This window comes from Sphaerisporangium melleum (assembly GCF_014646695.1).
Taxonomy (GTDB): Bacteria; Actinomycetota; Actinomycetes; order Streptosporangiales; family Streptosporangiaceae; genus Sphaerisporangium; species Sphaerisporangium melleum.
Map to the genome: position 1 here is coordinate 156,967 of NZ_BMNT01000001.1, position 22,091 is coordinate 179,057.

Sequence of the window (22,091 nt, forward strand, 5' to 3'; positions counted from 1 at the left end):
CGGCACCGACATGCCGACCCTGCGCACCGCCCGGATCGCGCCGAGGGCCAGCGGGTCACTGGCGCAGATCAGGCCGGTGACACCCCGCTTGAGCAGCCGGGTCACCACCGCCTGCCCGCCCTCGGGGGAGAACAGGGTGTGCTCCACCGACTCGGGCCCGGCCTCGATGCCCGCCTTGCGGGCCGACGCGGTGAACGCGGCCAGCTTGCGGCGGGAGGGAATGTGGTCCTCCGGGCCGAGCACCAGGCCGATGCGCTCGTGGCCGAGCGAGACCAGGTGGCCGAACGCCTGCTCCACCGCGACGGCGTCGTCGGTCGAGACACGCGGGAAGTCCAGGCTCTCGGTGGCGGCGTTGACCAGCACGACGGGCAGCCGCAGCTCCAGCAGCCGCAGGTAGTGCTCGTGGGGGGCGTCGGCCTCGGCGTAGTGGCCACCGGCGAACACGACCCCGGAGACCTGCTGCTCCAGCAGCATCTCGACGTAGTCCGACTCCGACAGCCCGCCCGCGGTCCGGGTGCACAGCACCGGGGTGAACCCCTGCTGGGCCAGCGCGCCGCCGACCACCTCGGCCAGCGCCGGGAAGATCGGATTGCCCAGCTCTGGAAGCACCAGGCCCACCAGCCGGGCCCGCTCACCGCGCAACTGCGTGGGCCGTTCGTACCCCAGCACGTCGAGAGCGGTCAGCACGGCCGCGCGGGTCGCCTCGGCCACGCCGGGCTTGCCGTTCAGCACCCGGCTGACGGTCGCCTCACTGACCCCGACCTTCTTCGCCACTTCCGCAAGTCGCCGCGTCACGACGAAAATCATAAGTCGCTTCGCTGCAAGCCGCTTGCGGCGATCTCGCCTTTTTTCCGGCACTCTTTTTGCCCGGCATGGCAGCCGCTTGCATCGCCTTACACCGGCTTGCGACCCGGGCGCGGGCCGCTGCGGGGAGAGCGGACGGCGCCCATCCCGGTGGTGGCCGCGCATCGCAACGTACCGGCGTCTCCTCGGCGTGGCCGCGGCTTCGGCGGACGAGGCGTTCCGTGGCCGGTCAGGACTCCGGTTGCGGGCCTCCGGTGATCACGGCGACCACGCGGCAGCCCGCGGGGAACGCCCCGCGGGCGGCGAGCTCGTAGATGCCGTACATCATCTTCGCGGTGTAGACCCGGTCGAGCCGCAGGCCGTGCCGGGCCGCGAAGTCGTCGATGAACGCGTCGAGCGCGGGCGTGCGCCTGGCGTAGCCGCCGAAGTGGAAATCGCACGCGAGGCTCCAGTTGGACGTCGCCGCGCCGAATCCCTCGCGCTGCAGGCGCTCCACCTCGCCGGCCAGGAATCCGCCGCCCTTGAGCACCGGGAACCCGATGGCCCTGCGGCCCGGGGCGAGCCCGGCGGCGATGCCGGCCAGCGTGCCGCCGGTGCCGCAGGCACAGCAGATCACGTCGAAGGCGTCCGGCCGCGGCCCGGTGGCGAGCTGGGCGTCGATCTCGGCCGGCAGTTCGGCGCAGCCCCGGGCCGCCAGGCCGTTGCTGCCGCCCTCGGGCAGCAGGTAGAACTCGCCCCACCGCGCGCGCAACCGGTCGATCACCTCGGGGGTGTGCTTGGCCCGGTAGGCGGTGCGGTCGAGATAGGTGAGCCGCATGCCCCAGGCGGCGGCGCGGGCGAGAGTGGGGTTGAGCGGCAGGTGCTCCTCGCCGCGGATCACCCCGATCGTCGCGAAGCCGAACCGGTGTCCGGCGGCGGCGGTGGCCCTGATGTGACCTGAGTAGGCGCCGCCGAAGGTCAGCAGCGTGCCCGCGCCCAGCCGCGCGGCCTCGGCGAGGTTGTGCCGCAGCTTGCGCCACTTGTTGCCGGGCAGCTCGGCGTGGATCAGGTCGTCCCGCTTGAGAAACAGCCGGACGGCGCCGAGCCGCTCGTCGCGGATCTCGCCGAGCGGGCTCGGCAGCCGCAGCCCCAGACCCTCCGCGGCGTCCGCGCCCCTGCCCGCCACGGGAACCTCCCGGCCCCGGTCGTCCACAGGACCCCCGCCCGGCCTGCCGTTGTCCACAGCCACAGCTTGGCACGCGCTGAGCGGTTCAGGTGGCTCGGTAGGCTACCGACGGTCCTTTAGAACTGTGAGGAGATGCGGGTCATGCGCGCAGTCGACGCCTTCCGCGCGGCATACGGCCGCGATCCCGAGCGTGTGTGGCACGCGCCGGGGCGGGTCAACCTGATCGGCGAGCACACCGACTACAACGACGGCTTCGTGCTCCCGTTCGCGGTGCCCTGGGGCGTCACCGCCGCCGTCTCCCGCCGCGACGACGACACCATCCGGCTGCTGTCCCTGCAGGGCTCCGGCGGCGAGGGGCAGGCGCCGGAGCCGCTGGTCATCAGCGAGTACGACCAGGCCCAGGGCTGGTCGCGCTACGTCGTCGGGGTGTTCTGGGCGCTGCGCGAGGCCGGGCACGCCGTGCGCGGCGCCGACATCGTGATCGACGGCGACGTGCCGCAGGGCGCGGGCCTGTCCTCCAGCGCGGCCCTGGAGGTCTCGGTCGCCATGGCGCTCGACGACCTGTACGAGCTGGGCCTGGCCAGGCTCGACCTCGCGCTGCTGTCGCAGAAGGCCGAGAACGACTTCGTCGGCATGCCCTGCGGCATCATGGACCAGGCCGCCTCGGCGCTCAGCCGCGAGGGGCACGTCCTGTTCATGGACTGCCGCAGCCTCGCCACCCGCAACGTCCCGCTCGACCTCGCCGCCGAGGGCCTGCAGATCCTGATCATCGACACCGGCGCCCACCACGAGCTGGCCGACGGGCAGTACGCCCGCCGCCGCCGCGACTGCGAGAGCGCGGCGGCGCACCTGGGGGTCAGGGCGCTGCGCGACGTCACCGACCTGGCCGCCGCCCTGGCGCGGCTCGACGGCGACGAGCGCAAGCGCGTCCAGCACGTCGTCACCGAGAACCACCGGGTCGAGGCCCTGATCGGGCTGCTGCGCGCGGGTGCCGTCCGCGAGATCGGCGCGCTGCTGAACGCCTCGCACATCTCGCTGCGCGACCAGTACGAGGTGTCCTCTCCCGAGCTGGACGTCGCGGTCGAGGCCTCGTTGCGCGGGGGCGCGCGTGGCGCCCGCATGACCGGCGGCGGGTTCGGCGGGTCGGCGATCGCCCTGGTCGCCGACGACCGCGCCGACCAGGTGCGCGCCGAGGTCGTCAAGGCGTACGAGGAGCGCGGCTGGGCGGCGCCGCGCTTCTTCCCCGCCAGCCTGGCCGCTGGAGCGCACCGCCTCCAGTGATCGACGGCCGGCCGGGGACCGGCAGACGCCGTTCCCGGCCGGTGTGACGCCTCCCGGCCGGCCGGCCCGCGGTACGCGAGCGGCGGGCCGTACGGAAGCGGCGGGCGGGCCTTCGGCGGTGGGAGGCCGGTTCAGCGGGGAGTGGGCAGCGAGAGGTCGCGGGACGTCCCGCCGGGGCGGTCCACGGCGCGGGGCACGGCTCGAGGCCCGGGCTCGATGGTGAAGCACGAGGTGAGACCGCTCGCCCAGATCACCCGCCGCACGGGCGACGAGGGGGCCGCGAGCGCCAGCCGCCCGCCGAGGAGCAGCGCGCGGCGCCGGGCGGCCAGCAGGGCGGCCACGCCACTGGCGTCCATGAAGGTGACCCGCGAGAGGTCGATGACGAGCCGGGGGTGCGGCAGCCGGAGCACATCGAGCAGCCGCCGCCGTAGTTCGGGGGAAGACGATATATCGACGTCGCCGCCGACGTGACACACGATCGCGTCAGCCCGGACGTTGGTGCGCAGGTCCATGAGGACCTCCAATCCGCGGCAGCCGGAGCGGCCCGCCTTCACGGCGGGCCGCTCCGTCTCCGCGTGTTCGAGTGTGCAGGCGCCCTGCGCCTGCACGTCACGCCCTAAGGCGCCACTACCTACAGCGGGCGAACCTGCTCGGCCTGAGGACCCTTGGGGCCCTGAGTCGTCTGGTAGTCCACGCGCTGGTTCTCCTCCAGGCTGCGGTAGCCCGCGGCGTCGATCGCGGAGTAGTGCACGAACACGTCCGCGCTGCCGTCATCGGGAGCGATGAAACCGAAGCCCTTTTCGGCGTTGAACCATTTGACGGTTCCCTGAGCCATGAAACTTAATCTCCTCATGAGACGATCTACGAGGCCCACGGCGTGGGATCCCCGGGTTGCCTAGCGACCGACCGCCCCTTGAAACACTTGGTCTCGCACGGTGGCGCCCGCCGTCAGAACTCCGCAGGCGCTGCTACACGTTGACGAACCTCTCCTGCAACCGCTTCTCATTCAACACCATGAAGACCCCCACGGCCAAAGCAGCCCCCGACATTTTCTGCGACCTGGGACATTCGAGCGGGCCCGGCGTGTCGCGTCCGGCCCTCACCCCACCCACGCCGCCGGGACGACGTCCGGCGGCGGCCTGAGCGCCCAGCAGAAGGCGGCCGCCCGGTCGCCCGGACACGCCCGGCGGCGGCGTGGTGGCGGCGCGGCGGGTCAGCCGGGCAGCGGAGGGAAGGACGGCGCCCGGTGCTCCAGGAAGCTCGCCACGCCCTCCTGGAAGTCGGGGCGGGCGAAGGCCTCCATCATGAGGCGGACGGCCTCCGTCTCGGCCTCCGCGAGGGACCTCCCCCAGTCGCCCCACACCTGCCGCTTGATCACCGCCATCGAGGCGGGCGAGCTGTGCGCGGCCAGCTCGCGGGCGTAGGCGAGGGTCTCGGCCATCAGCCGCTCCCCCGGCACCACCCGGCCGGCCAGGCCCAGCTCGCCGGCCTCGGCGCCGCTGAAGGTGCGGCCGGACAGCAGGACGTCCATCGTCCTGGCCTGGCCGATCAGCCGGGGCAGCAGCCACGCCAGGCCGTACTCGGCGATCAGGCCGCGCCGGGCGAAGGCGGTGGTCCACTTGGCCTCGGCGGCGGTGAACACCAGATCGCACACCAGGGCGTGGACCATGCCGAGCCCGGCGCAGGCGCCGTTCACCGCCGCGATGATCGGTTTGCGGATGGTCGTGGGGTGGGTGGGGGGACGTTTGTCCGGCTCGACGTCGTAGGAGCCGTCCTGCAGCGCGGTCAGGGTCTGAAAGTCGGCCCCGGCGCAGAATCCCTTCCCCGCGCCGGTGACGACGATCACGCGGACGGCGGGGTCGCGCTCGGCCTCCTCCAGCAGGTCGAAGTAGCGCCTGCCCATGGCGTCGGTCCACGCGTTCAGCCGGTCGGGCCGGTTGAAGGTGAGCGTCAGCACGCCGTCGTCCAGTGATGACAGCACGAGCTCGGACATGGAACCTCCAGAAGAGACCGTGAACCGAACAAGATTCTACTTCAGATCGCCCACCCGGCGGGAGACGCGCGAACACGGGCTTCACGCAGCGGCCAGAGGCGCGCCGGGTCCCGCCGTACGGCGGCGCCGGCATTCGCCGTACACCGTCGCACCGACGCGGCGCCGAGGGGAGGCTCCGAGCCGGGCATTCCACCCGGCCCGTGCCCCGGCGGGAGCTCAGCCGCCGTACTGGCTCTTGCGGGCGTGGTGGACGTACGCCGGGGAGAGCTGGACGTCGTCGTAGTAGCGGTGGAACACCGGCGTGAGCGAGCCGGACAGGGGCGGCACGATCCAGGACCAGTCGGCCGGGCAGATGCGCCCGGAACGCTCCTCACGCTCCAGATGGGTCAGGAAACGGCGCGACTCGGTGTGGTGGTCGGTGATGGTGACCCCGGCCCGCTCGAAGGAGTGCAGCACGGCGATGTTGAGCTCGACCAGCGCCTGGTCCTTCCACAGGGTGCGGTCGTTGGAGGTGTCCAGCCCGAGCCGCCGCCCGACGACCTCCAGCAGGTCGTAGCGGTCGGTGTCGGCCAGGTTGCGGGCGCCGATCTCGGTGCCCATGTACCACCCGTTGAACGGCGCGCACGGATAGCAGACCCCGCCGATCTCCAGGCACATGTTGGAGATCGCGGGAACGGCGTGCCAGCGCAGCCCGAGCTCGGCGAACCAGGGGAACGCCGGATGGACCAGCCGCACCTCCAAGATCGCGTCGGGCGGGACGGTGGCCAGCTCCGGGGGCCGGCCGCCCGCCTCGATGATCAAGGGCAGCACGTCGAAGTGGGTGCCGGGGCCGCCGGGCCAGCCGAGGCGGCGGGCCATGGCGGTGAGGTCGGCGTTGCGCGCGTCTCCGGCCAGCGGCGTACCGTCCGCGGCCCGGTAACCCGCGTACCGGATGAGCTGCTCGTTCCAGATGCGCGGCCCGGGGCGGCCGGGACGATCGGGAGCGAAGACGGTGATCGTCGGGCGGATCTTGCCCGACCCGGTGGCCTCGCGCAGGTGCGCGACGGACTCGGCCGCCACCCCCTGGGCGGTCTCGACGTGCCGCAGGTCGCGCACCTTGAGCGACTTCCAGTACAGCCGGCCGATGCACCGGCTGCTGTTACGCCAGGCGACGCGCGCCCCGTAGGCCAGTTCCTCGGGGGTGTGGGTGTAGGTGCCCCAGGCGTCGATCTCGGCGAGCACCTGGTGCAGCCGGGGCCAGAAGGGCCCGGCATCGGGGTTCTCCCCGTGGAAGAGCCGCAGGAACTTGTCGGCCTCCCGCGGATCGACGACGCCGTCGCCCGCGGCGGGCCGGTGGAGCGGAAGGGCCACCGGCGGCATGGGCTGGGCAGGCCTCACGGCTCCGTCCCGTTCCTGGATCGACACGGGGACCTTGCTCCGTCCGGGGGGCGACAGTGGGACAGCCTCCTGTTCGATGACGGGCGCGGGAACGCCCGCCGGTTCAGGGGACGGCGCGTGATCCGGGCGATCCCCTCGGCGCGCCGCGACAGCAGACTTTACCCGAAGTCGATACCTCAGCAACCCCAACACTGAACAACCGCCACATCTTTCACATAGGTGACAGATGCCTTTCCGGGAGCACCGACACCCTGGTCGCAGCGCCCTCCCGCTGCGTCGACATGGATCCGCGGCGACCGCGTACCGGCCCACCGGCGGCACGGATCGGCAGGAGAGGGTGGCGTCGCCGGAGAGCGGCGTGACCCTCAGCACCGATACGTGCGCACAGTGGTACGAAGCGCGGCAGACCCACATCTTCGGCGATCGGCCCTGATTTGTCGCGCGATATCGCTGAGGTGGTCGGTGTCCGGATACGACGACAGCCCCAGGAGGACTCCTCCTGAGGCTGTCTGGTGTTGCTCCCGCGATAGGACTCGAACCTATAACCTGCCGGTTAACAGCCGGCTGCTCTGCCGATTGAGCTACACGGGATCGTTCGTTCACGCCTCTCGGCCGGGGCTTTCGGGCCCCTTCCTTGCGGCGCGGAACTAGATTAGCGCATTCCGAGGGGTGCGTGTTCCACTCAGATCGCCCAGGACGCCCGGCCGCTTCCGCGAGCGGCGCGGACCCATGACGCGCGGGGACCATAACCGCCCGCAGCCGGGGTAGGGGAGCCGAGAGCGGGGGATCGCCAGCGGCACGCGGGAGGTAGCAGATGCGATATCGATTCACGTTCGCGGTGGGCCTGGCCATCGGGTACGTCCTGGGCAGCAAGGCCGGGCGAGAGCGGTACGAGCAGATCAAGCGGCTGGCGCAGCGCGTCGCCGACAATCCGATGGTGCAGCAGGCGGCGGGAGTCGCCGGAGCACAGGCGTCCAAGGCGGCCGAGGTCACTAAGCACAAGCTCGGCGACGTCCTCGGCGACCGGGTGCCGTTCCTGCACCGGAACGGCTGGCACGCCGCCACCACCGACGACACCGGCACCGGCTGGCCGGAACGCGAGATGAACCGCGTCACCTGACCGGCGAGCCATGAGCGGCCCGCGTCGTACCCCCGCGCGCGGGCCGCTTCCGCCTGCCCGGGAACGTCAGGGCGAGCCACGCGTCCATGACAGGGCCGCACGTCCGCCTGCGCGGGAATGCCGGCCGCATCCCTGAGATCGGCGGCCCGGACGCCGAGCCGCTTTCCGCCTGTGCGGAAGCGTCAGACGCCGAGGGTGCGGCGCAGACGCTCCAGCACCTGCTCGGCGGCGGCGCGCAGCCCGGGATCGGCCGGGTCGAGACCGGGGTCGAAGACGAACCCCCAGTCGGCCGTCTCCTGGCCGGGCACCCGCCGGGCCACCAGACGCACTCCTCCGCGCTCCCCGAGCCGCACGTGCCGGTTGACCAGGATGGTGGCGGTCACCCGCTCACGGACCGCCTCGGGCAGCCGGCCGGGGTCGGGCAGCTCCACCCGGTGCCTGACGCCGTCGGTTCCGACGACCACCAGGCCCTGCTGGTCCCACATCGCCCGGTCGACGCGGTACCAGGGCAGCGCCGCCTCCCCCGGCAGGCGCAGCGCGCGGTCGGTGGCGACGACGTAGCCGCCGTCCGGCGTGCGAGCGTGGACGAGCACGCGTTCGCCGGCCTCCAGCGTCACACCGGCCTCAGGGGGAAGGCTTCTGGAGCTCCAGGGAAGTCGCATGGGGTGAAAGCTACCCGCCCGCCACGACCCCCGGCACGACCGGGACCACCGGTCACGACGGCGGCGGGAGGGCGGGATGGGCCCGCGCCCGTCCAGGAGCTATGGCCTGGTGGTCCTGGACGGGCGCGGGACGTCTCAGCTGAGGTAGTCGCGCAGCATCTGCGCGCGCGTCGGGTGGCGCAGCTTGGCGAGCGTCTTGGACTCGATCTGCCGGATGCGCTCGCGGGTCACCCCGAACTCGCGGCCGACCTCCTCCAGCGTCCGCGGGTGCCCGTCGGACAGGCCGAAGCGGAGCTGGATGATGCGCTGCTCACGGTCGGAGAGCGTGGCGAGGATGTCGTCGAGCTGGTCCTGCAGCATGATGAACGCCGCGGCCTCCACGGGCACGACGGCGTCGGAGTCCTCGATGAAGTCACCGAGGTCGGAGTCCTCCTCGCCGATGGGCGACTGGAGCGACACCGGCTCCTGCGCGATGCGCTGGATCTCGACCACGCGGTCCACGGGGAGGTCCATCTCCAGGGCGATCTCCTCGGGAGCGGGCTCCCGGCCGAGGTCCTGGTGGAGCTGGCGTTGCACGCGGACCAGCTTGTTGATCGTCTCGACCATGTGGACCGGAATCCGAATCGTCCGCGCCTGGTCGGCGATCGCCCGGGTGATCGCCTGGCGAATCCACCATGTCGCGTACGTCGAGAACTTATATCCTTTCGTGTAGTCGAATTTCTCGACCGCTCTGATCAGTCCCAGGTTGCCCTCCTGGATGAGATCGAGGAAGAGCATTCCGCGGCCGACATAGCGTTTGGCGATGGAGACGACGAGCCGCAGGTTGGCCTCGATGAGCCGCTGCTTGGCCCGCACGCCCTCCCAGACGAGCTCCTCGAACTCGGGCTTGGCCGGCCGCATGGCCACGTCGCACAGTCTGTCCTCGGCGAACAGGCCGGCCTCGATGGCCTTGGCGAGCTCGACCTCCTCCTCCGCGGTCAGGAGCGGCACCCGGCCGATCTCCCGCAGATAGATGCGGACGAGGTCACTGGTCGGCGCCCGCTTGCCGACATCCTCCTCATCGGGCCGGACGGCGTCCTCTTCGCCGTGCGGCTCGAGCACCTCCACACCCTTTTCGGCGAGCATCCGCACGACGCGCTCCAGCGCGTCGGCCGGCAACTCGGAGCGGTCGAGCGCGGCGGCCACGTCGTCGACGGTGACGCTGCCGCGCTCCTTTCCTCTCGTGACCAGATCCGCCACCTGGTCTACCGTTGGCGGTCCACTTGGCAGCACCGATGCACCCACGACAGACAGTCTGCGCCACAGGACCGGTAAAACGGCAGGCCTATTTTTGTCACCGGAGGTAAGCCCGGCGACATTACCGAACTGATATCAAACAAAAGTTTGGCCGCTCGGACCAGCGGAAAGTAAGGTTAATTACGCCCCGACGGCGCGTTCTCTAAGAACGCGCCGTTGTTGTTCCAGCGCGACCAGTTCCCCGAACAGCCGGTTGTACTCCTGCTGCTGCTCGATCGGGTTGAGCCGCTCCATCTTGGCCTTGACCTGCGTCAACGCCCTGGTCACCGCGATCTCGGCGAGCCGGGCCAGCACGGCCTGGCCGTAGCGCTCCTCGACCGCGAGGTCGGCGGCGACCGGGTCGACGGCGAACCTGGTGGCCAGGGCGCGCAGCGCGTCGTCCTCGGTGGCGGCAAGCAGCATGTCGACCCACTCACGGCCGCCCGGGCCGCCCGCCACCGTGCCACCGGCCGCCGTGATCAGCTCGTACAGGGCGACGTGCTCGGGCACGGTGAACGCCTGGGCGCCGAGCGCGTCGAACTCCGGCCCCATGAGCGCGGGCCGCTGCACGGCCAGCTTGAGCGCCTCGATCTCGATGCGGATCACGGGGTCGGCGGGATCGGCCGGCCGTGGCGCCCCGCCGCGCCTGGCGGGCCGCTCGGGGCCGCCGCGGCCGCCGCCCTGGCGGGCGCCGACCTCCTGGATGCGCCGCAGCACCAGCCGCTCGTCCATGAACCCGAGCCAGCGGTCGAGGTCGACGGCGTACCGCCCGCGCAATGCGGAGTCCTTGATCGCGGCGACCAGCGGCGCGGCGGCGTCCAGCGCGGCGAGCCGGCCCTCGTTGGTGGTCAGCTCGTAACGGGAGATGACGCTGCGGATCGCGAACGCGAACAGCGGCTCACGGGCGGCGACCAGGTCGCGGACAGCGGCGTCGCCCTGCTTGACCCGCAGGTCGCAGGGGTCCAGGCCGTCCGGCTGCACGGCCACGAAGGTCTGGGTGACGAACTTCTGCTCGTCGGCGAACGCGCGCAGCGCGGCCTTCTGGCCCGCCGAGTCGCCGTCGAAGGTGAAGACGACCTCCCCGCGGAACTCGGCCTGGTCGAGCAGCAGCCGGCGCAGGACCTTGATGTGCTCCTCGCCGAAGGCCGTGCCGCAGGTGGCCACGGCGGTCGGCACGCCCGCCAGGTGGCAGGCCATCACGTCGGTGTACCCCTCGACGACGACCGCCTGGGAGCGCTTGGAGATCTCGCGTTTGGCCAGGTCGATGCCGTACAGCACCGTGCTCTTCTTGTAGATCGGGCTCTCGGGGGTGTTGAGGTACTTGGGACCGTCGTCGTTGTCGAGCAGCTTGCGCGCGCCGAAGCCGATGACGTCGCCGGTGATGTCGCGGATCGGCCAGACGAGCCGGCCGCGGAACCGGTCGACCGGGCCGCGCCGGCCCTCCCTGGCCAGGCCGCCCTTGATCAGCTCATTGACGGTGAACCCGCGGCCCAGCAGGTGGCGGGCCAGGCGGTCCCACTCGGCCGGGGCGTAGCCGACCCCGAAGTGCTCGGCGTCCACCCGCTCGAAGCCCCGCTCGGACAGGAACCGGCGGCCGGGCGCCGCCTCGGGGGCCGCCAGCAGCGAGGCGTAGAACTCGGCGGCGGCGCGGTGCGCCTCGACCAGGCGGCTGCGCTCGCCCTGCTCCCGGCCGGGGACGTACCCCCCCTGCTCGTAGCGCAACTGGATGCCGGCGCGCTGCGCCAGGCGCTCGATCGCCTCGGCGAACGACAGATGGTCCAGTTTGCGGACGAAGGTGATGACGTCGCCGCCCTCGCCGCAGCCGAAGCAGTACCAGTAGCCGCGCGCCGGGGTGACGTTGAAGGAGGGGGACTTCTCCTCGTGGAAGGGGCACAGGCCCTTGAGATTGCCCCCGCCGGCGTTGCGGAGCTGGATGTGCTCCCCCACGACGTCGGCGATCGCCGAGCGCTCCCGCACGAGCGCGATGTCCTCGTCACTGATCCGGCCTGCCACGCCGCGAGTCTACGACTCGCCACCGACACCGCGCTCCCGCGCCCACCGGGCCAGGACCGCCGTCCGCGCGTGGCCCCGCCCCGCTGAGGCTCACGTCCATGATGGGTAATTTTCGGCGAATAAGTCATGATGCTGACCGCCGTCGGTTACAAAGGGAACGCTCATATCGGTAACGTCAAGCGGGTGAAGATCATGCGATCGGGGCGACTGGCCGCCATCGGAGCGGCGCTGCTGGTCAGCACCGCGTGCTCGGGCCCCGGCGGGGTGCCGGGCATCAGCAGCACGCTGCCGCCCGCGCCGTCCTTGCAGGAGGTGGCCGCCACCGGGACCGCCGGCCCGCTCCCGGGCACCGGCGCCGGGCGGTCCGAGATCGACGCCGCCACGCTGAAGCCCACCCCCTCGGCGTCCTCCGGAGGGCCCGGCCGTTCGAAGACCTCCGCCGCGGTCCAGCCGCCTCCTGGCGACGATCCGGTGCGCGTCCCCCCGCCGAGACTGTCGAAATTCACCTATGTCTTCCCGGTGCGCGGCTGCCGGGTCAGCTACGCGCGCAAGCAGCTCGTCCTGCCGAAGACCACCATCTGGGCGGGCAAGGGCTGCGCCTTCGTCTCCCCGGTCTCCGGGGTCGTCCACGAGGTCGGCACCTCCGACCGCTGGAGGTCGGCCACCGACCGCGGCCCCGACCGCGAGGGGCGGTTCGTGTCGGTGTCCGGCGACGACGGCGTGCGCTACCTGGGCGGCCACCTGGAGTCGGTCGAGGCGGGCCTGCGCCCCGGTACGCGCGTGGCCGCCGGGCAGGTGCTGGGCAAGGTCGGCGACTCGGGCAACGCGCGCGGCCAGGGCGCCAACCTGTACTTCGCGGTGTCCTGGACCACCTCCGCGCGGTACTGGTGGGTGCGCCGGGGGATGGTCGACCCGTGGACCTACCTGGACGCCTGGCTGAACGGCAACCCGACCCTCTCGCCCGCGCAGCAGGTGGCGACCGTACGCGCGCAGGTGGGGGCCACGCCGCCCTGCCGCACGCTGTGCGCGTCGAAGCCGGTCAAGAAGCGGCCCACCCCGACGCCGACCCAGAGCCCCGACCCGCACACCGTCACCAAGGGCTGACACCGGGCGTCCCACCCGCCGGCCGCCCGCTCCGGTCCGCCCGGCCGAGATGGCCGGAAGGGCCGACGGCGAGCCGGAAGCGGGTCAGCAGCGGGAGCTGAGCGTGCGGTGCAGGGCGACGGCGCTCACGTCGGTGAGCGAGGCGATCTGGTCGACCACCACGCGCAGCCGGGCGGCGTCGTCGGCCGCGTCGGCGAAGGCCGGGCGCAGCGCGGGCTCCAGCGTCCCCGGCGCGCCCAGCATGATCATGGAGGCCAGCTCGGTGATGAGCTCACGCTGGCGGGCCTGGTTGGCATGGTGGTCCGCCCGGGACATCACGTAGTGCGCGGTGACCCCCTTGAGCAGCGCGCACTCCAGCCGGGTGTCCCGCGGCACGATCAGGTCGGCCCTGTGCCGGGTACGTCCCCGCCCGTACGCCGCGATGGTGGCCCGCTGCGCGGACAGGCAGAAGCGGCCGATCAGCGCGCTGGTGAACGACTTGAGCGCCACCAGGTCGGCCATGGTCTCCTCGAAGCGCGCCGGCCACAGCGGCTCGGTGACCAGGCGGACCAGCGTCTCCTCCAGCTCGTCCATGCCGGAGTCGCCGGCGTAGTACTTGAGCGTGCGCTCGCACACCTCGCGGCGCTCCCCCGGGTCCAGCAGCCTGCGCGGGGTGAGGTGCCCGGAGTGCAGGGCGTCCTCCAGGTCGTGCACGGAGTACGCCACGTCGTCGGACCAGTCCATGATCTGGGCCTCGAAGCTGACCCGCCCCTCGGGCACGCCCTGCCTGATCCACTCGAACACCGGCAGGTCGTCGAGGTAGACCCCGTACTTCGGCCCGTGCACCGCGGTCCAGGGGTACTTCAGCGAGGAGTCGAGCGTGGCGCGGGTGAGGTTCAGCCCCGCGCTGTGGCCGCCCGCGCCCAGCACCTTGGCCTCCAGGCGGGTCAGCAGCCGCAGGCTCTGCGCGTTCCCCTCGAAACCCCCGCAACGGCGGGCAAGCTCGTCCAGCGCCTTCTCCCCGTTGTGCCCGAAGGGGGGATGGCCGAGATCGTGCGCGAGACAGGCGGTCTCGACCAAGTCGGGATCACAGCCGAGCGCCTTGCCCATCTCCCTGCCGATCTGGGCGCATTCCAGGGAGTGGGTGAGCCGGGTGCGGGGGATGTGCCGGCCGTGGTCGGGGATCTCTCCCGGCCCGACCACCTGCGTCTTGGCGGCCAGCCGGCGCAGCGCGGCGCTGTGCAGCACCCGGGCGCGGTCGCGTTCGAACGCGCTCCGCTCGGGGTTGCCGGCGGGTTCCGGCACCCAGCGCGCCTGGTCGAAGTCGTCGTAGCCACTCATCGGTAGCGGGGATGCTACCCCCGCAACGGAGGGTGCATGACAAACATCCAGGAAACTGTCCATGTCCGGAGTCTGCCGGTTTTCTGCGCAGGTCAGATGCCCCGCACCACCCCCACTCCTCCCCCGCGTCACCCCGCCTCGCCGGGCCCGCGACCCCAGTCGTGACCGCCGCCGGGCCGGCCGGCGGCGGGCGCGGCCGGCCCGCGCATGCCGGGCGTGGTCAGCGGGAGTCGGATTCGCCCCTGGCGAGCGCGCCGCGCGCGGCCTCCAGGCGGGCGACCGGGACGCGGAACGGCGAGCAGGACACGTAGTCCAGGCCGATCTCGTGGCAGAACCGCACCGACTCGGGGTCGCCGCCGTGCTCGCCGCAGATGCCGATCTTCAGGTCGGGGCGGGTCGCCCGGCCCTCCGCCACCGCGATCGACATGAGCCGGCCGACCCCCTCCCGGTCGATGCTCTCGAACGGGGACACTCCGAAGACGCCCAGTTCGAGGTAGCGCGAGAAGAACGCGCCCTCCACGTCGTCCCGGGAGAAGCCCCAGGTCATCTGGGTGAGGTCGTTGGTGCCGAACGAGAAGAACCGCGCGGCCTCGGCGATCCGCCCGGCGGTGAGCGCGGCCCGCGGCACCTCGATCATGGTGCCGATCGCCGCCTCGACCCCGGTCTCCGTGAGGATGCGCGCCGCCTCGTCCCTGACCTGCTCCAACTCCTGCACCGCGCCGACCAGCGGGATCATGATCTCCGCTCGGGGGTCGCCGCCCGCGGCGCGGCGCTCGGCCGCCGCCTCGGCGATGGCCCGCACCTGCATCGCGAACAGCCCGGGGATGACCAGCCCCAGCCGCACGCCGCGCAGGCCGAGCATCGGGTTCTGCTCGTGCAGCCGCCTGACCGCCGCGAGCAGCCTGCGGTCGCGGTCGGAGGCGTCCTTCCCGGCCAGCGCGACCTGCACCGACAGGGCGGTGATGTCGGGCAGGAACTCGTGCAGCGGCGGGTCGATGAGGCGGACGGTCACCGGCAGCCCGTCCATCGCCGCGAAGATCCCGGCGAAGTCGGACCGCTGCAGCGGCTCCAGCGCGTCGAGGGCGGCCTGACGCTCCTCCCCGGACACGGCCAGGATGAGGTCCTCCACCAGCCTGCGCCGCTCGCCGAGGAACATGTGCTCGGTGCGGCACAGCCCGATGCCCTCCGCGCCGAACCTGCGCGCCCGCCCGGCGTCCTCGGGGGTGTCGGCGTTGGCCCGCACACCGAGCCGCCGGCGCTCGTCCGCGTGGGTCATGATGCGGTGCACGGCCTGGATGAGGTCGTCGCCGAGGTCACCCGTGCCCTCGAAGTAGCGCACGACGGGCGAGTCCACCACGGAGACCTCCCCGCGGTACACCTCGCCGGTGGTGCCGTCGATGGAGATGACGTCGCCCTCCTCGACCACCACGCCGCCGGGCGCGGTGAAGCGCCGCTCCTTGACGTCCACGTCCAGCTCCTCGGCGCCGCAGACGCAGGTCTTGCCCATGCCGCGGGCGACCACGGCGGCGTGCGAGGTCTTGCCGCCGCGGCTGGTGAGCACGCCGCGGGCGGCGATCATGCCGGCCAGGTCGTCCGGAGTGGTCTCGCGGCGGACCAGGATGACATCCTCGCCGCGGCCGGCCAGCTCCTCGGCCCGTTCGGAGCCGAACACCGCCCTGCCGACGGCCGCGCCCGGCGAGGCGTTCATGCCGCGGGTGATCGGCCGCATGTCGTCATGGGCGGCGAATCGGGGGAACATCAGCTGCGCGAGCTGGTCGCCGGAGACCCGCCGGACGGCCTCGTCCATGTCGATCAGCCCTTGGTCGGCGAGCTCGGTCGCGATGCGGAACGCCGCCTCGGCGGTGCGCTTGCCGACCCGGGTCTGCAGCATCCACAGCCTGCCGCGCTCGATGGTGAACTCGATGTCGCACAGGTCGCGGTAGTGGTCCTCCAGCGTCCGCATGATGGCGAGCAGCTCACGGTAGGAGGCGGGGTCGATCGTCTGGAGCTCCTGCAGCGCGATGGTGTTGCGGATGCCGGCCACGACGTCCTCGCCCTGGGCGTTCTGCAGGTAGTCGCCGTACACGCCCCGCCGGCCGGAGCCGGGGTCGCGGGTGAAGGCGACGCCGGTACCGGAGTCCATGCCGAGGTTGCCGAAGACCATGGCCACGACGTTGACCGCCGTGCCGAGGTCGGCGGGGATGCGCTCCTGGCGGCGGTAGACGATCGCGCGGGGGGCGTTCCACGAGTCGAAGACCGCCTCGACGGCCATGCGGAGCTGCCTGCGCGGGTCGTAGGGGAAGTCCTCGCCCGTCTCGTCCTTGACGATGCCTTTGAAGACCTCGACGAGGTGGTGGAAGTCGGCGGCGGTCAGGCCCAGGTCGCTGGACACGCCCTTGTGCCGCTTGGCCTCCTCGATCGCCTCCTCGAACCGGTCGCCACCGATGCCGAGGACGGTCCTGCCGAACATCTGGATGAGCCTGCGATAGGAATCCCACGCGAAGCGCTCGTCACCCGCCTCCTCGGCCAGGCCGTGCACCGACCGGTCGTTCAGGCCGACGTTCAGGACGGTCTCCATCATGCCGGGCATCGAGAACTTCGCGCCGGAGCGGACGCTGACCAGAAGGGGGTCGCGGGCGGCGCCGAGGCGCTTGCCCATCTTCTCCTCCATGGCACGCAGGTGGTCCTCCACCTCCTCCCACAACCCGCCCGGAACCGCACCGCCGGACAGGAACCGGCGGCACGCCTCAGTGGTGATCGTGAAGCCTGGAGGCACCGGAAGGCCGAGGTTCGTCATCTCGGCGAGATTGGCGCCCTTGCCACCGAGGAGGTCCTTGAGATCTTTGTTGCCCTCGCTGAACGCGTACACGAATTTGGGCACCTGAACTCCTTCAACGACTCCTATAGCGGATGATTACCCACCACGCCAGGGACTCTACCGATATCCGCCGGAGAGAAACGTCACCCGACGGGCATGGCATCATCAGCCCAGGCAGATGGGCAGGTGATGGTCTAATCCACTGCACTTCCCATGCGTTTCCCAAATCGTACGCAGGCCGGGTAAGCGATCCGCCGGGCACCCATTCCCGGGCCGCGCGCCACGATTCGCCGGCCGGTCCGGCCGGGCATTGGCATAGACCATTTCGTCCATTGGTTCAGACCATTCATCGCAGGGCCGGGCCGAACCATCGGCCCGCCCGGTTCACACCATTGCCGAAATGGTGCGGCCCCTTGGGGAGATCCGGCCCGGAGCATTCGCGGCGCCGCCGCGGACGCTCCATCAACCGGTATATGCCTTGCCCGGCACCCCGGCGCAGACCGACAAGTCCCCTCAGGGCAGGTACATCCGCCCGGGGCCGGGGACCATAGGTCCCGAACCCCGCAATCGGCACCCGCCTCCCCTATCGCCCGCATCCGGGCCTCGCCGCGACTCACCGCATCGCGCGGCCTCGCTCCCGGCCACCGCATCGTGGCGCCTCGCTCCCGGCCACCACCGCATCGGGGCGCCAGCCGCAGCGTCACGCCGGGGGCGAACACCGGCCATCGGCGGCCCGCGCGGAGCGTGGCGGGTGCCAGGATGACCGCATGGAGCTGAACGGACGCCCGGTGACCGCCGGCGAGCTCGGGCCGCTCGCGCTCGGCAACTACGGGCACTTCACCACCATGCGGGTGGAGGACATGGGCGTGCGCGGCCTGTCACTCCACCTCGACCGGCTGCTGGCCGACTGCCGCCTCGTCCACGGGGTCGAGCTCGACCTCGACCGGGTGCGCCATCTGGTCCGCAAGGCGGCGGCGGCCGCGCCGTCCCCGGTGATCGTGCGGGTCACCGTCTTCGACCCCGAGTTCGACCTCGCGCACCCGGCCGCCAAGGCCCGACCGGAGATCCTGGTCACCACACGCCCGGTGCCCGGCGACCGGCCGCCGCCCTCGCTGAGCGTCGTCGAGTACGAACGCGACATGCCGCAGGTCAAGCACTCGGGTCTGTTCGGGGCGCTGCTGCAGCGGCGATTCGCGCAGGCCGCGGGCCACGACGACGCCCTGTTCGTCAACGGGCGTGACCAGATCAGCGAGGGCCCCACCTGGAACATCGGCTTCGTCCGCGACGGCGGCGTCGTCTGGCCGGGCGCCGACCGGCTGGGCGGGGTCACCATGCGCCTGCTCGACGAGGCGCTGACCCGGGCCGGGGTCCGCACGGTCACCGCCGCCGTGGACACCGGCGATCTGGCCCAGATGGACGCCGCCTTCATCACCGACGCCGCCGCGGGCCCGCGTCCGGTCCGGGCCATCGAGGGCGCCGAGCTCTCCCTGGACGACCCGCTCCTGACCACCATCCGCCGCGAGTACGCCGCCCTCCCCCTCGACCCCCTGTAACCTCCGCCGCGGCCCCACCGCCCCCTCACCCCGCCCACCCGACAGCGCAGCCGAGACGGTACGCCGCCCTCTCGCAGGCCGCTGCTGCCACCGACCGCGCCCTCTTCACCTCCGTCCGATGGTGCGCTCTCACCGGCGCCGCGTCGGCGGGACGGAGTACGGCGAACACCGGCGCCGCGCTACGGCGGAGACCCCGCGGACCTCTCTGGCACCAGGCTGACGGCCCTGGTCAGCAGCGCGTGATCGGCGTGGTGCCGGTGGCCGTGGCGATCAGGGCGTCGTAGACCTCCGGGTCGGTGGTGAAGGCGCCCAGCGGGATGGTCTTGTTCGCGCCGTGGTAGTCGCTGGACCCGGCCACCCGCAGGCCCAGGTCGCGGGCCAGCGCGCGGACGTGCTCACGGTCGTCCGGGGTGTGGTCGGGGTGGCCGGCCTCCACGCCCCACAGGCCCGCCTGCGCGAGTTCGGCGATCACCGCGTCGGGGACGATGTGCCCGCGCCTGCCCGCCCTCGGGTGGGCCAGCACGGGCACCCCGCCCGCCTCCCGCACCAGGCGCAGGGCGGTGAACACGTCGATGTCGGCCTTCGGCAGCCGGTACCGCCGTCCGAGCCACTCGGGGGCGAAGGCCTCGTCGACCGATCCGACCAGCCCGCGCCGCACCAGGGCCTGGGCGATGTGCGGCCGTCCCACCGTGCCGCCTCCCGCGTACGCCTGCACCTCCGGGACCGTGACGTCGATGTCGTCGGCGTTCAGCAGGGCGACGATCTTCTCGCTGCGCCGCTCACGCGACCGGCGGACCTTCGCCAGTTCCTCGGCGAGGGGCCGGTAGGCCGGGTCGAACAGGTAGGCCAGCAGATGAAGACCCACCGGCGCCTGCGCGCCCTCCCCCGGCGCCGACCCATCCGCCGTACGCCCTCCCCTGCCGCCGTCCGGCCGGAAGACGGTCTCGCCGCGGCCCGATCCTCGCACGACCTCGGTGTGCTCCGGCCGCGTGGCGTTCCCGGCCGGCTCGGCGGCGCCGTCCCCACCGTCAGGGCCGGGGCGGCGGGGGCCGTACCAGCGTCCCGACAGCTCCGCGCCGGGCACCAGCGTCAGACCGGCCGGGAGCGCGGCGGCGGCGCTTGGCCACCCGGCCGTGGTGTCGTGGTCGGTGAGCGCGATCACGTCGAGCCCGGCGTCGCGGGCCAGTGCCATGAGCGCGGCGGGAGCGTCCGTGCCGTCGCTGGTGGTGGAATGGGTGTGCAGATCGATCCGCATACCCCGAGCCTCTCAGTTCGCGCACCCGGCCGGGGACCCCACTCCCGCCCGTGAGCCCACCGGAGACCGCCGGACAGGGCGGGCGACGTGCCGAAACGGGGAACGGCTGCGCGTGGGGCGACAAATCGCTTGTATAGCGGTATGTCGGGTACGCGAACACGCCGTCGGCAGCGCACGCTCATGTGGTGCCGGCTGGTCATGGGACTGCTCTCGGTCGCGCCGCTGTCGGCGGTGGCGAGCGGCGCCGGGCTCCTGCTGCTCGCGCAGGGCCGGCCCGCCGCCGCTCCACGGGCCTCCGGGCAGGACGCCGTGTGGCTGGGGCACGCGTGGGTGGACGGGCGCAACGGCGAGCCCGAGCTCGCGGCGCACCTGCGCGGCGGCGGCATCGGCGACGTCTATCTCCACACCGGGCCACTGGAGTACGACGGCACCCTGCCGCCCTCCCGGTATCCCCGCGCGACCTGGGCGGTCGAGGCGCTGCACCGGGCCGTTCCCGGACTGCGCGTGCACGCCTGGCTCGGCCAGCTCGTCGACCCCGGGAAGCTCGACCTGTCCTCACCGTCCGTACGGGCGAACGTGATCAAGGCCGCGGGGCAGGTGCTCGCGGCCGGCTTCGACGGGGTGCACTACAACTTCGAGCCGACACCCGACGGCGACCAGGGCCTGCTGGCCCTCCTCGACGGCACCCGCGCCGCCGTACCTCCCGGCCGAGGCGTGCTGTCGATGTCGGTGCACCACATCGAGCCGCTGCCCGGCATGGCCCTGGCCGGGAACTCGCTGCTCGGGCACGCCAAGTGGTGGACCCCCGGCTACCTGACGCAGGTCGCCCGGCGGGTGGACCAGGTCGCGGTGATGAGCTACGACACCGCGCAGCCGACCGAGGCCCTGTACACCGGTTATGTGCGGCGGCAGACGGCGCTGGCCCTCGCGGCGGTCCCTCCCGGCACCCGGCTGGTCATGGGACTGCCCGCCTACCACGACGACAACCTGCTCCGCCACGCCTCGGCCGAGACCGTCGCGGCCGCCGTCCGCGGCGTGCGCCTCGGTCTCGGCGCCACCCGCCGGCCGGGGTTCGGAGTCGCCCTCTACGTGGACTTCGCCGCCCTGCCCGGCGACTGGACGGCATACCACCGCGACTGGGAAACGGCGGCGGTGTCCCCCCTCAGGACGGCCCCGGAGTGATGCCCTGGGCGGCCGCCGGCCGGGGAGCCGAGCGTTGTGCACTCCTCAACAGAGCATCAGAGAACCAGGGAGTCCGGTGACGATCACCGTTCGGGTGATCATCTTTTCCGAACTAACGAAGTGCCGGTGGGGCGCGGTGCTCTGGTGCCGCCGTGGACGAGAAACGTCTCACCCGGCTTCAGTCGGGCCAGCATGGCGATATTCGAGTAGACGGTACAGGCCGCTTCGGGAAGGGACACGGCCTCTTCGAGGGAGAGGTTCGCCGGTTTGCGGAGCAGCTGGGCCACGGTGAACCGACGACGAGCAGAGCGAGCAGGATGGCCACCGCGTCCACGCCGAAGACCACCGTGGTGGTGATCGGCGAGAAGTGCCACTTCCGCTGGTAGGTGGCATAAAGCGGAGTGGCCGCACGTGCCCCGGCGAGGAAGAAGACCACCACCGAGGCTTGGAGGCAGAATGCCTGCCAGGGAGCCGCCAGGACCACGGGCCAACCGCCCGGCCCTCCTCTATCGTCATCGGGACTCCTGCTGCGCGGGGCGCACGGATGTGGTCCTCGACGTACGTGGAAGGACGGGAACGGGCGGCGGCCCGTAGGACGCGGGGCGCGCGTTCTCAGTCCAGGAGCGTGCGGGCCGCGATGGCCGAAGCGCTGATGGCTGCGGGAAAGCCCGCGTAGAACGCGATGTGCGTGATGATCGCTGCGAGTTCGGCCTGTGTCACACCGTTGTCGACGGCGCGCCGCAGTTGCGCAGGCAGCTCTTCGGGGCGGTAGAGCGCCACGACCGCAGCGACGGTGGCGATGCTGCGGTCCCGTGGGCTGAGGGCCGGATCTGCCCACACCTGGCTGTACAGGGGGTCCTCCACCAACTCGGTGAGGGCCGGGGTGAAGGCGCGGGCCATTTCGCGGGGCGACGGAGGCGTGGCATGCAGTGCGGGCTGCGTGGTCATCGTGAGCTCCGTGCCAGGGCGTGGCGCGCGATGCTCGCGGCGAACAGTGGCGTTTCCCGCCGGTTGTGATCACCGGAAGCGGCCTGCCGTGCGGCCGCGGCCTCCTCGAAGGTGCCGCCGTTCTTCTCGTTGAACTCCATGAATTCCTGGGTGGGGTGGCTGGTGACCTGGTTGGTGTAGGTGACGGTGCCGTCGCCGTTGTCCTTGGCCGACAGGTCCCA

The 22,091-nt window shown here is 72.1% G+C and carries 20 protein-coding genes and 1 tRNA gene; 6 read left to right on the forward strand and 15 right to left on the reverse strand.

What is annotated here, in order from left to right; translation table 11 throughout:
* Together IEY93_RS01095 and IEY93_RS01100 are read right to left on the reverse strand one after the other, a co-directional pair.
* A partial coding sequence (locus tag IEY93_RS01095; protein WP_229690751.1) for a LacI family DNA-binding transcriptional regulator occupies nucleotides 1-795 on the reverse strand: 795 nt, incomplete at its 3' end.
* Between the two features lie 238 nt (nucleotides 796-1,033).
* Nucleotides 1,034-2,026, reverse strand: coding sequence for a 1-aminocyclopropane-1-carboxylate deaminase/D-cysteine desulfhydrase (locus IEY93_RS01100; protein WP_229690752.1), 993 nt, complete (start codon nucleotides 2,024-2,026; stop codon nucleotides 1,034-1,036).
* A gap of 84 nt (nucleotides 2,027-2,110) precedes the next feature.
* Here IEY93_RS01100 and galK point away from each other — a divergent pair, with 84 nt between their 5' ends.
* A complete protein-coding gene (gene galK, locus IEY93_RS01105; RefSeq protein WP_189161012.1) occupies nucleotides 2,111-3,250 on the forward strand; it encodes a galactokinase in 1,140 nt (379 codons plus the stop codon).
* A gap of 131 nt (nucleotides 3,251-3,381) precedes the next feature.
* Here the strand turns inward: galK and IEY93_RS01110 are convergent, their stop codons facing one another.
* From IEY93_RS01110 to IEY93_RS01130, 5 genes are all read right to left on the reverse strand, one after another.
* A complete protein-coding gene (locus tag IEY93_RS01110; protein WP_189161013.1) occupies nucleotides 3,382-3,762 on the reverse strand; it encodes an STAS domain-containing protein in 381 nt (126 codons plus the stop codon).
* Nucleotides 3,763-3,881: 119 nt separating this feature from the next.
* The gene (locus IEY93_RS01115) at nucleotides 3,882-4,085 is read right to left on the reverse strand and encodes a cold-shock protein (protein ID WP_189161014.1); all 204 of its coding nucleotides are present in this window, start codon (nucleotides 4,083-4,085) and stop codon (nucleotides 3,882-3,884) included.
* A gap of 378 nt (nucleotides 4,086-4,463) precedes the next feature.
* Complete coding sequence (locus tag IEY93_RS01120) at nucleotides 4,464-5,243, reverse strand: enoyl-CoA hydratase-related protein (RefSeq protein ID WP_189161015.1); 780 nt, start codon at nucleotides 5,241-5,243, stop codon at nucleotides 4,464-4,466.
* Between the two features lie 216 nt (nucleotides 5,244-5,459).
* Entirely contained in the window at nucleotides 5,460-6,593 is a 1,134-nt protein-coding gene (locus IEY93_RS01125; protein ID WP_229690753.1) for a nitric oxide synthase oxygenase, read from the reverse strand.
* Between the two features lie 545 nt (nucleotides 6,594-7,138).
* Nucleotides 7,139-7,211 (reverse strand) — tRNA-Asn (locus IEY93_RS01130).
* Between the two features lie 223 nt (nucleotides 7,212-7,434).
* On the opposite strand from IEY93_RS01130, the gene IEY93_RS01135 reads away from it, so the two are divergent.
* Complete coding sequence (locus IEY93_RS01135) at nucleotides 7,435-7,740, forward strand: YtxH domain-containing protein (protein WP_189161016.1); 306 nt, start codon at nucleotides 7,435-7,437, stop codon at nucleotides 7,738-7,740.
* Nucleotides 7,741-7,922: 182 nt separating this feature from the next.
* On the opposite strand, the gene IEY93_RS01140 is transcribed toward IEY93_RS01135, so the two are convergent.
* The 3 genes from IEY93_RS01140 to dnaG all read right to left on the reverse strand — a co-directional run bounded on the left by IEY93_RS01140 (nucleotide 7,923) and on the right by dnaG (nucleotide 11,690).
* Nucleotides 7,923-8,402: a hypothetical protein gene (locus tag IEY93_RS01140; protein WP_189161017.1), complete on the reverse strand. Its 480-nt coding sequence runs from the start codon at nucleotides 8,400-8,402 to the stop codon at nucleotides 7,923-7,925.
* A gap of 135 nt (nucleotides 8,403-8,537) precedes the next feature.
* Entirely contained in the window at nucleotides 8,538-9,641 is a 1,104-nt protein-coding gene (gene rpoD / locus IEY93_RS01145; protein ID WP_229690754.1) for an RNA polymerase sigma factor RpoD, read from the reverse strand.
* Between the two features lie 177 nt (nucleotides 9,642-9,818).
* The gene (dnaG, locus tag IEY93_RS01150) at nucleotides 9,819-11,690 is read right to left on the reverse strand and encodes a DNA primase (RefSeq protein WP_189161018.1); all 1,872 of its coding nucleotides are present in this window, start codon (nucleotides 11,688-11,690) and stop codon (nucleotides 9,819-9,821) included.
* Between the two features lie 192 nt (nucleotides 11,691-11,882).
* Between dnaG and IEY93_RS01155 the strand changes: the two genes are divergently transcribed.
* Nucleotides 11,883-12,794 (forward strand): M23 family metallopeptidase, encoded by a 912-nt coding sequence (locus IEY93_RS01155; RefSeq protein ID WP_189161161.1) that lies wholly within the window; start codon nucleotides 11,883-11,885, stop codon nucleotides 12,792-12,794.
* A gap of 84 nt (nucleotides 12,795-12,878) precedes the next feature.
* On the opposite strand, the gene IEY93_RS01160 is transcribed toward IEY93_RS01155, so the two are convergent.
* Together IEY93_RS01160 and ppdK are read right to left on the reverse strand one after the other, a co-directional pair.
* Entirely contained in the window at nucleotides 12,879-14,114 is a 1,236-nt protein-coding gene (locus IEY93_RS01160) for a deoxyguanosinetriphosphate triphosphohydrolase (protein ID WP_189161019.1), read from the reverse strand.
* A gap of 220 nt (nucleotides 14,115-14,334) precedes the next feature.
* Nucleotides 14,335-16,995 (reverse strand): pyruvate, phosphate dikinase, encoded by a 2,661-nt coding sequence (ppdK, locus tag IEY93_RS01165; protein WP_189161020.1) that lies wholly within the window; start codon nucleotides 16,993-16,995, stop codon nucleotides 14,335-14,337.
* 704 nt (nucleotides 16,996-17,699) lie between these two features.
* Between ppdK and IEY93_RS01170 the strand changes: the two genes are divergently transcribed.
* Nucleotides 17,700-18,485, forward strand: coding sequence for an aminotransferase class IV (locus IEY93_RS01170; protein WP_189161021.1), 786 nt, complete (start codon nucleotides 17,700-17,702; stop codon nucleotides 18,483-18,485).
* Between the two features lie 229 nt (nucleotides 18,486-18,714).
* Here the strand turns inward: IEY93_RS01170 and IEY93_RS37700 are convergent, their stop codons facing one another.
* Nucleotides 18,715-19,740 (reverse strand): PHP domain-containing protein, encoded by a 1,026-nt coding sequence (locus IEY93_RS37700; RefSeq protein ID WP_229690755.1) that lies wholly within the window; start codon nucleotides 19,738-19,740, stop codon nucleotides 18,715-18,717.
* A gap of 198 nt (nucleotides 19,741-19,938) precedes the next feature.
* Here IEY93_RS37700 and IEY93_RS01180 point away from each other — a divergent pair, with 198 nt between their 5' ends.
* Together IEY93_RS01180 and IEY93_RS39515 are read left to right on the forward strand one after the other, a co-directional pair.
* Nucleotides 19,939-20,922: a glycoside hydrolase family 18 protein gene (locus tag IEY93_RS01180; protein WP_189161022.1), complete on the forward strand. Its 984-nt coding sequence runs from the start codon at nucleotides 19,939-19,941 to the stop codon at nucleotides 20,920-20,922.
* A 152-nt stretch (nucleotides 20,923-21,074) separates the two neighbouring features.
* A complete protein-coding gene (locus IEY93_RS39515; protein ID WP_189161023.1) occupies nucleotides 21,075-21,308 on the forward strand; it encodes a hypothetical protein in 234 nt (77 codons plus the stop codon).
* A 226-nt stretch (nucleotides 21,309-21,534) separates the two neighbouring features.
* On the opposite strand, the gene IEY93_RS01190 is transcribed toward IEY93_RS39515, so the two are convergent.
* Nucleotides 21,535-21,870, reverse strand: coding sequence for a carboxymuconolactone decarboxylase family protein (locus IEY93_RS01190; protein WP_189161024.1), 336 nt, complete (start codon nucleotides 21,868-21,870; stop codon nucleotides 21,535-21,537).
* On the reverse strand, nucleotides 21,867-22,091 hold a 225-nt coding region (locus IEY93_RS01195), incomplete at its 5' end, for a hypothetical protein (RefSeq protein ID WP_229690756.1). The genes IEY93_RS01190 and IEY93_RS01195, both read right to left, overlap by 4 nt.

Bases quoted from the DNA above. Each gene is read 5' to 3' on its own strand.
- galK (WP_189161012.1), top strand. From the start codon at position 2,111: ATGCGCGCAGTCGACGCCTTCCGCGCGGCATACGGCCGCGATCCCGAG.
- IEY93_RS01110 (WP_189161013.1), bottom strand. From the start codon at position 3,762: ATGGACCTGCGCACCAACGTCCGGGCTGACGCGATCGTGTGTCACGTC.
- IEY93_RS01115 (WP_189161014.1), bottom strand. From the start codon at position 4,085: ATGGCTCAGGGAACCGTCAAATGGTTCAACGCCGAAAAGGGCTTCGGT.
- IEY93_RS01120 (WP_189161015.1), bottom strand. From the start codon at position 5,243: ATGTCCGAGCTCGTGCTGTCATCACTGGACGACGGCGTGCTGACGCTC.
- IEY93_RS01135 (WP_189161016.1), top strand. From the start codon at position 7,435: ATGCGATATCGATTCACGTTCGCGGTGGGCCTGGCCATCGGGTACGTC.
- IEY93_RS01140 (WP_189161017.1), bottom strand. From the start codon at position 8,402: ATGCGACTTCCCTGGAGCTCCAGAAGCCTTCCCCCTGAGGCCGGTGTG.
- IEY93_RS01155 (WP_189161161.1), top strand. From the start codon at position 11,883: ATGCGATCGGGGCGACTGGCCGCCATCGGAGCGGCGCTGCTGGTCAGC.
- IEY93_RS01160 (WP_189161019.1), bottom strand. From the start codon at position 14,114: ATGAGTGGCTACGACGACTTCGACCAGGCGCGCTGGGTGCCGGAACCC.
- IEY93_RS01170 (WP_189161021.1), top strand. From the start codon at position 17,700: ATGGAGCTGAACGGACGCCCGGTGACCGCCGGCGAGCTCGGGCCGCTC.
- IEY93_RS37700 (WP_229690755.1), bottom strand. From the start codon at position 19,740: ATGCGGATCGATCTGCACACCCATTCCACCACCAGCGACGGCACGGAC.
- IEY93_RS01180 (WP_189161022.1), top strand. From the start codon at position 19,939: ATGGGACTGCTCTCGGTCGCGCCGCTGTCGGCGGTGGCGAGCGGCGCC.
- IEY93_RS01190 (WP_189161024.1), bottom strand. From the start codon at position 21,870: ATGACCACGCAGCCCGCACTGCATGCCACGCCTCCGTCGCCCCGCGAA.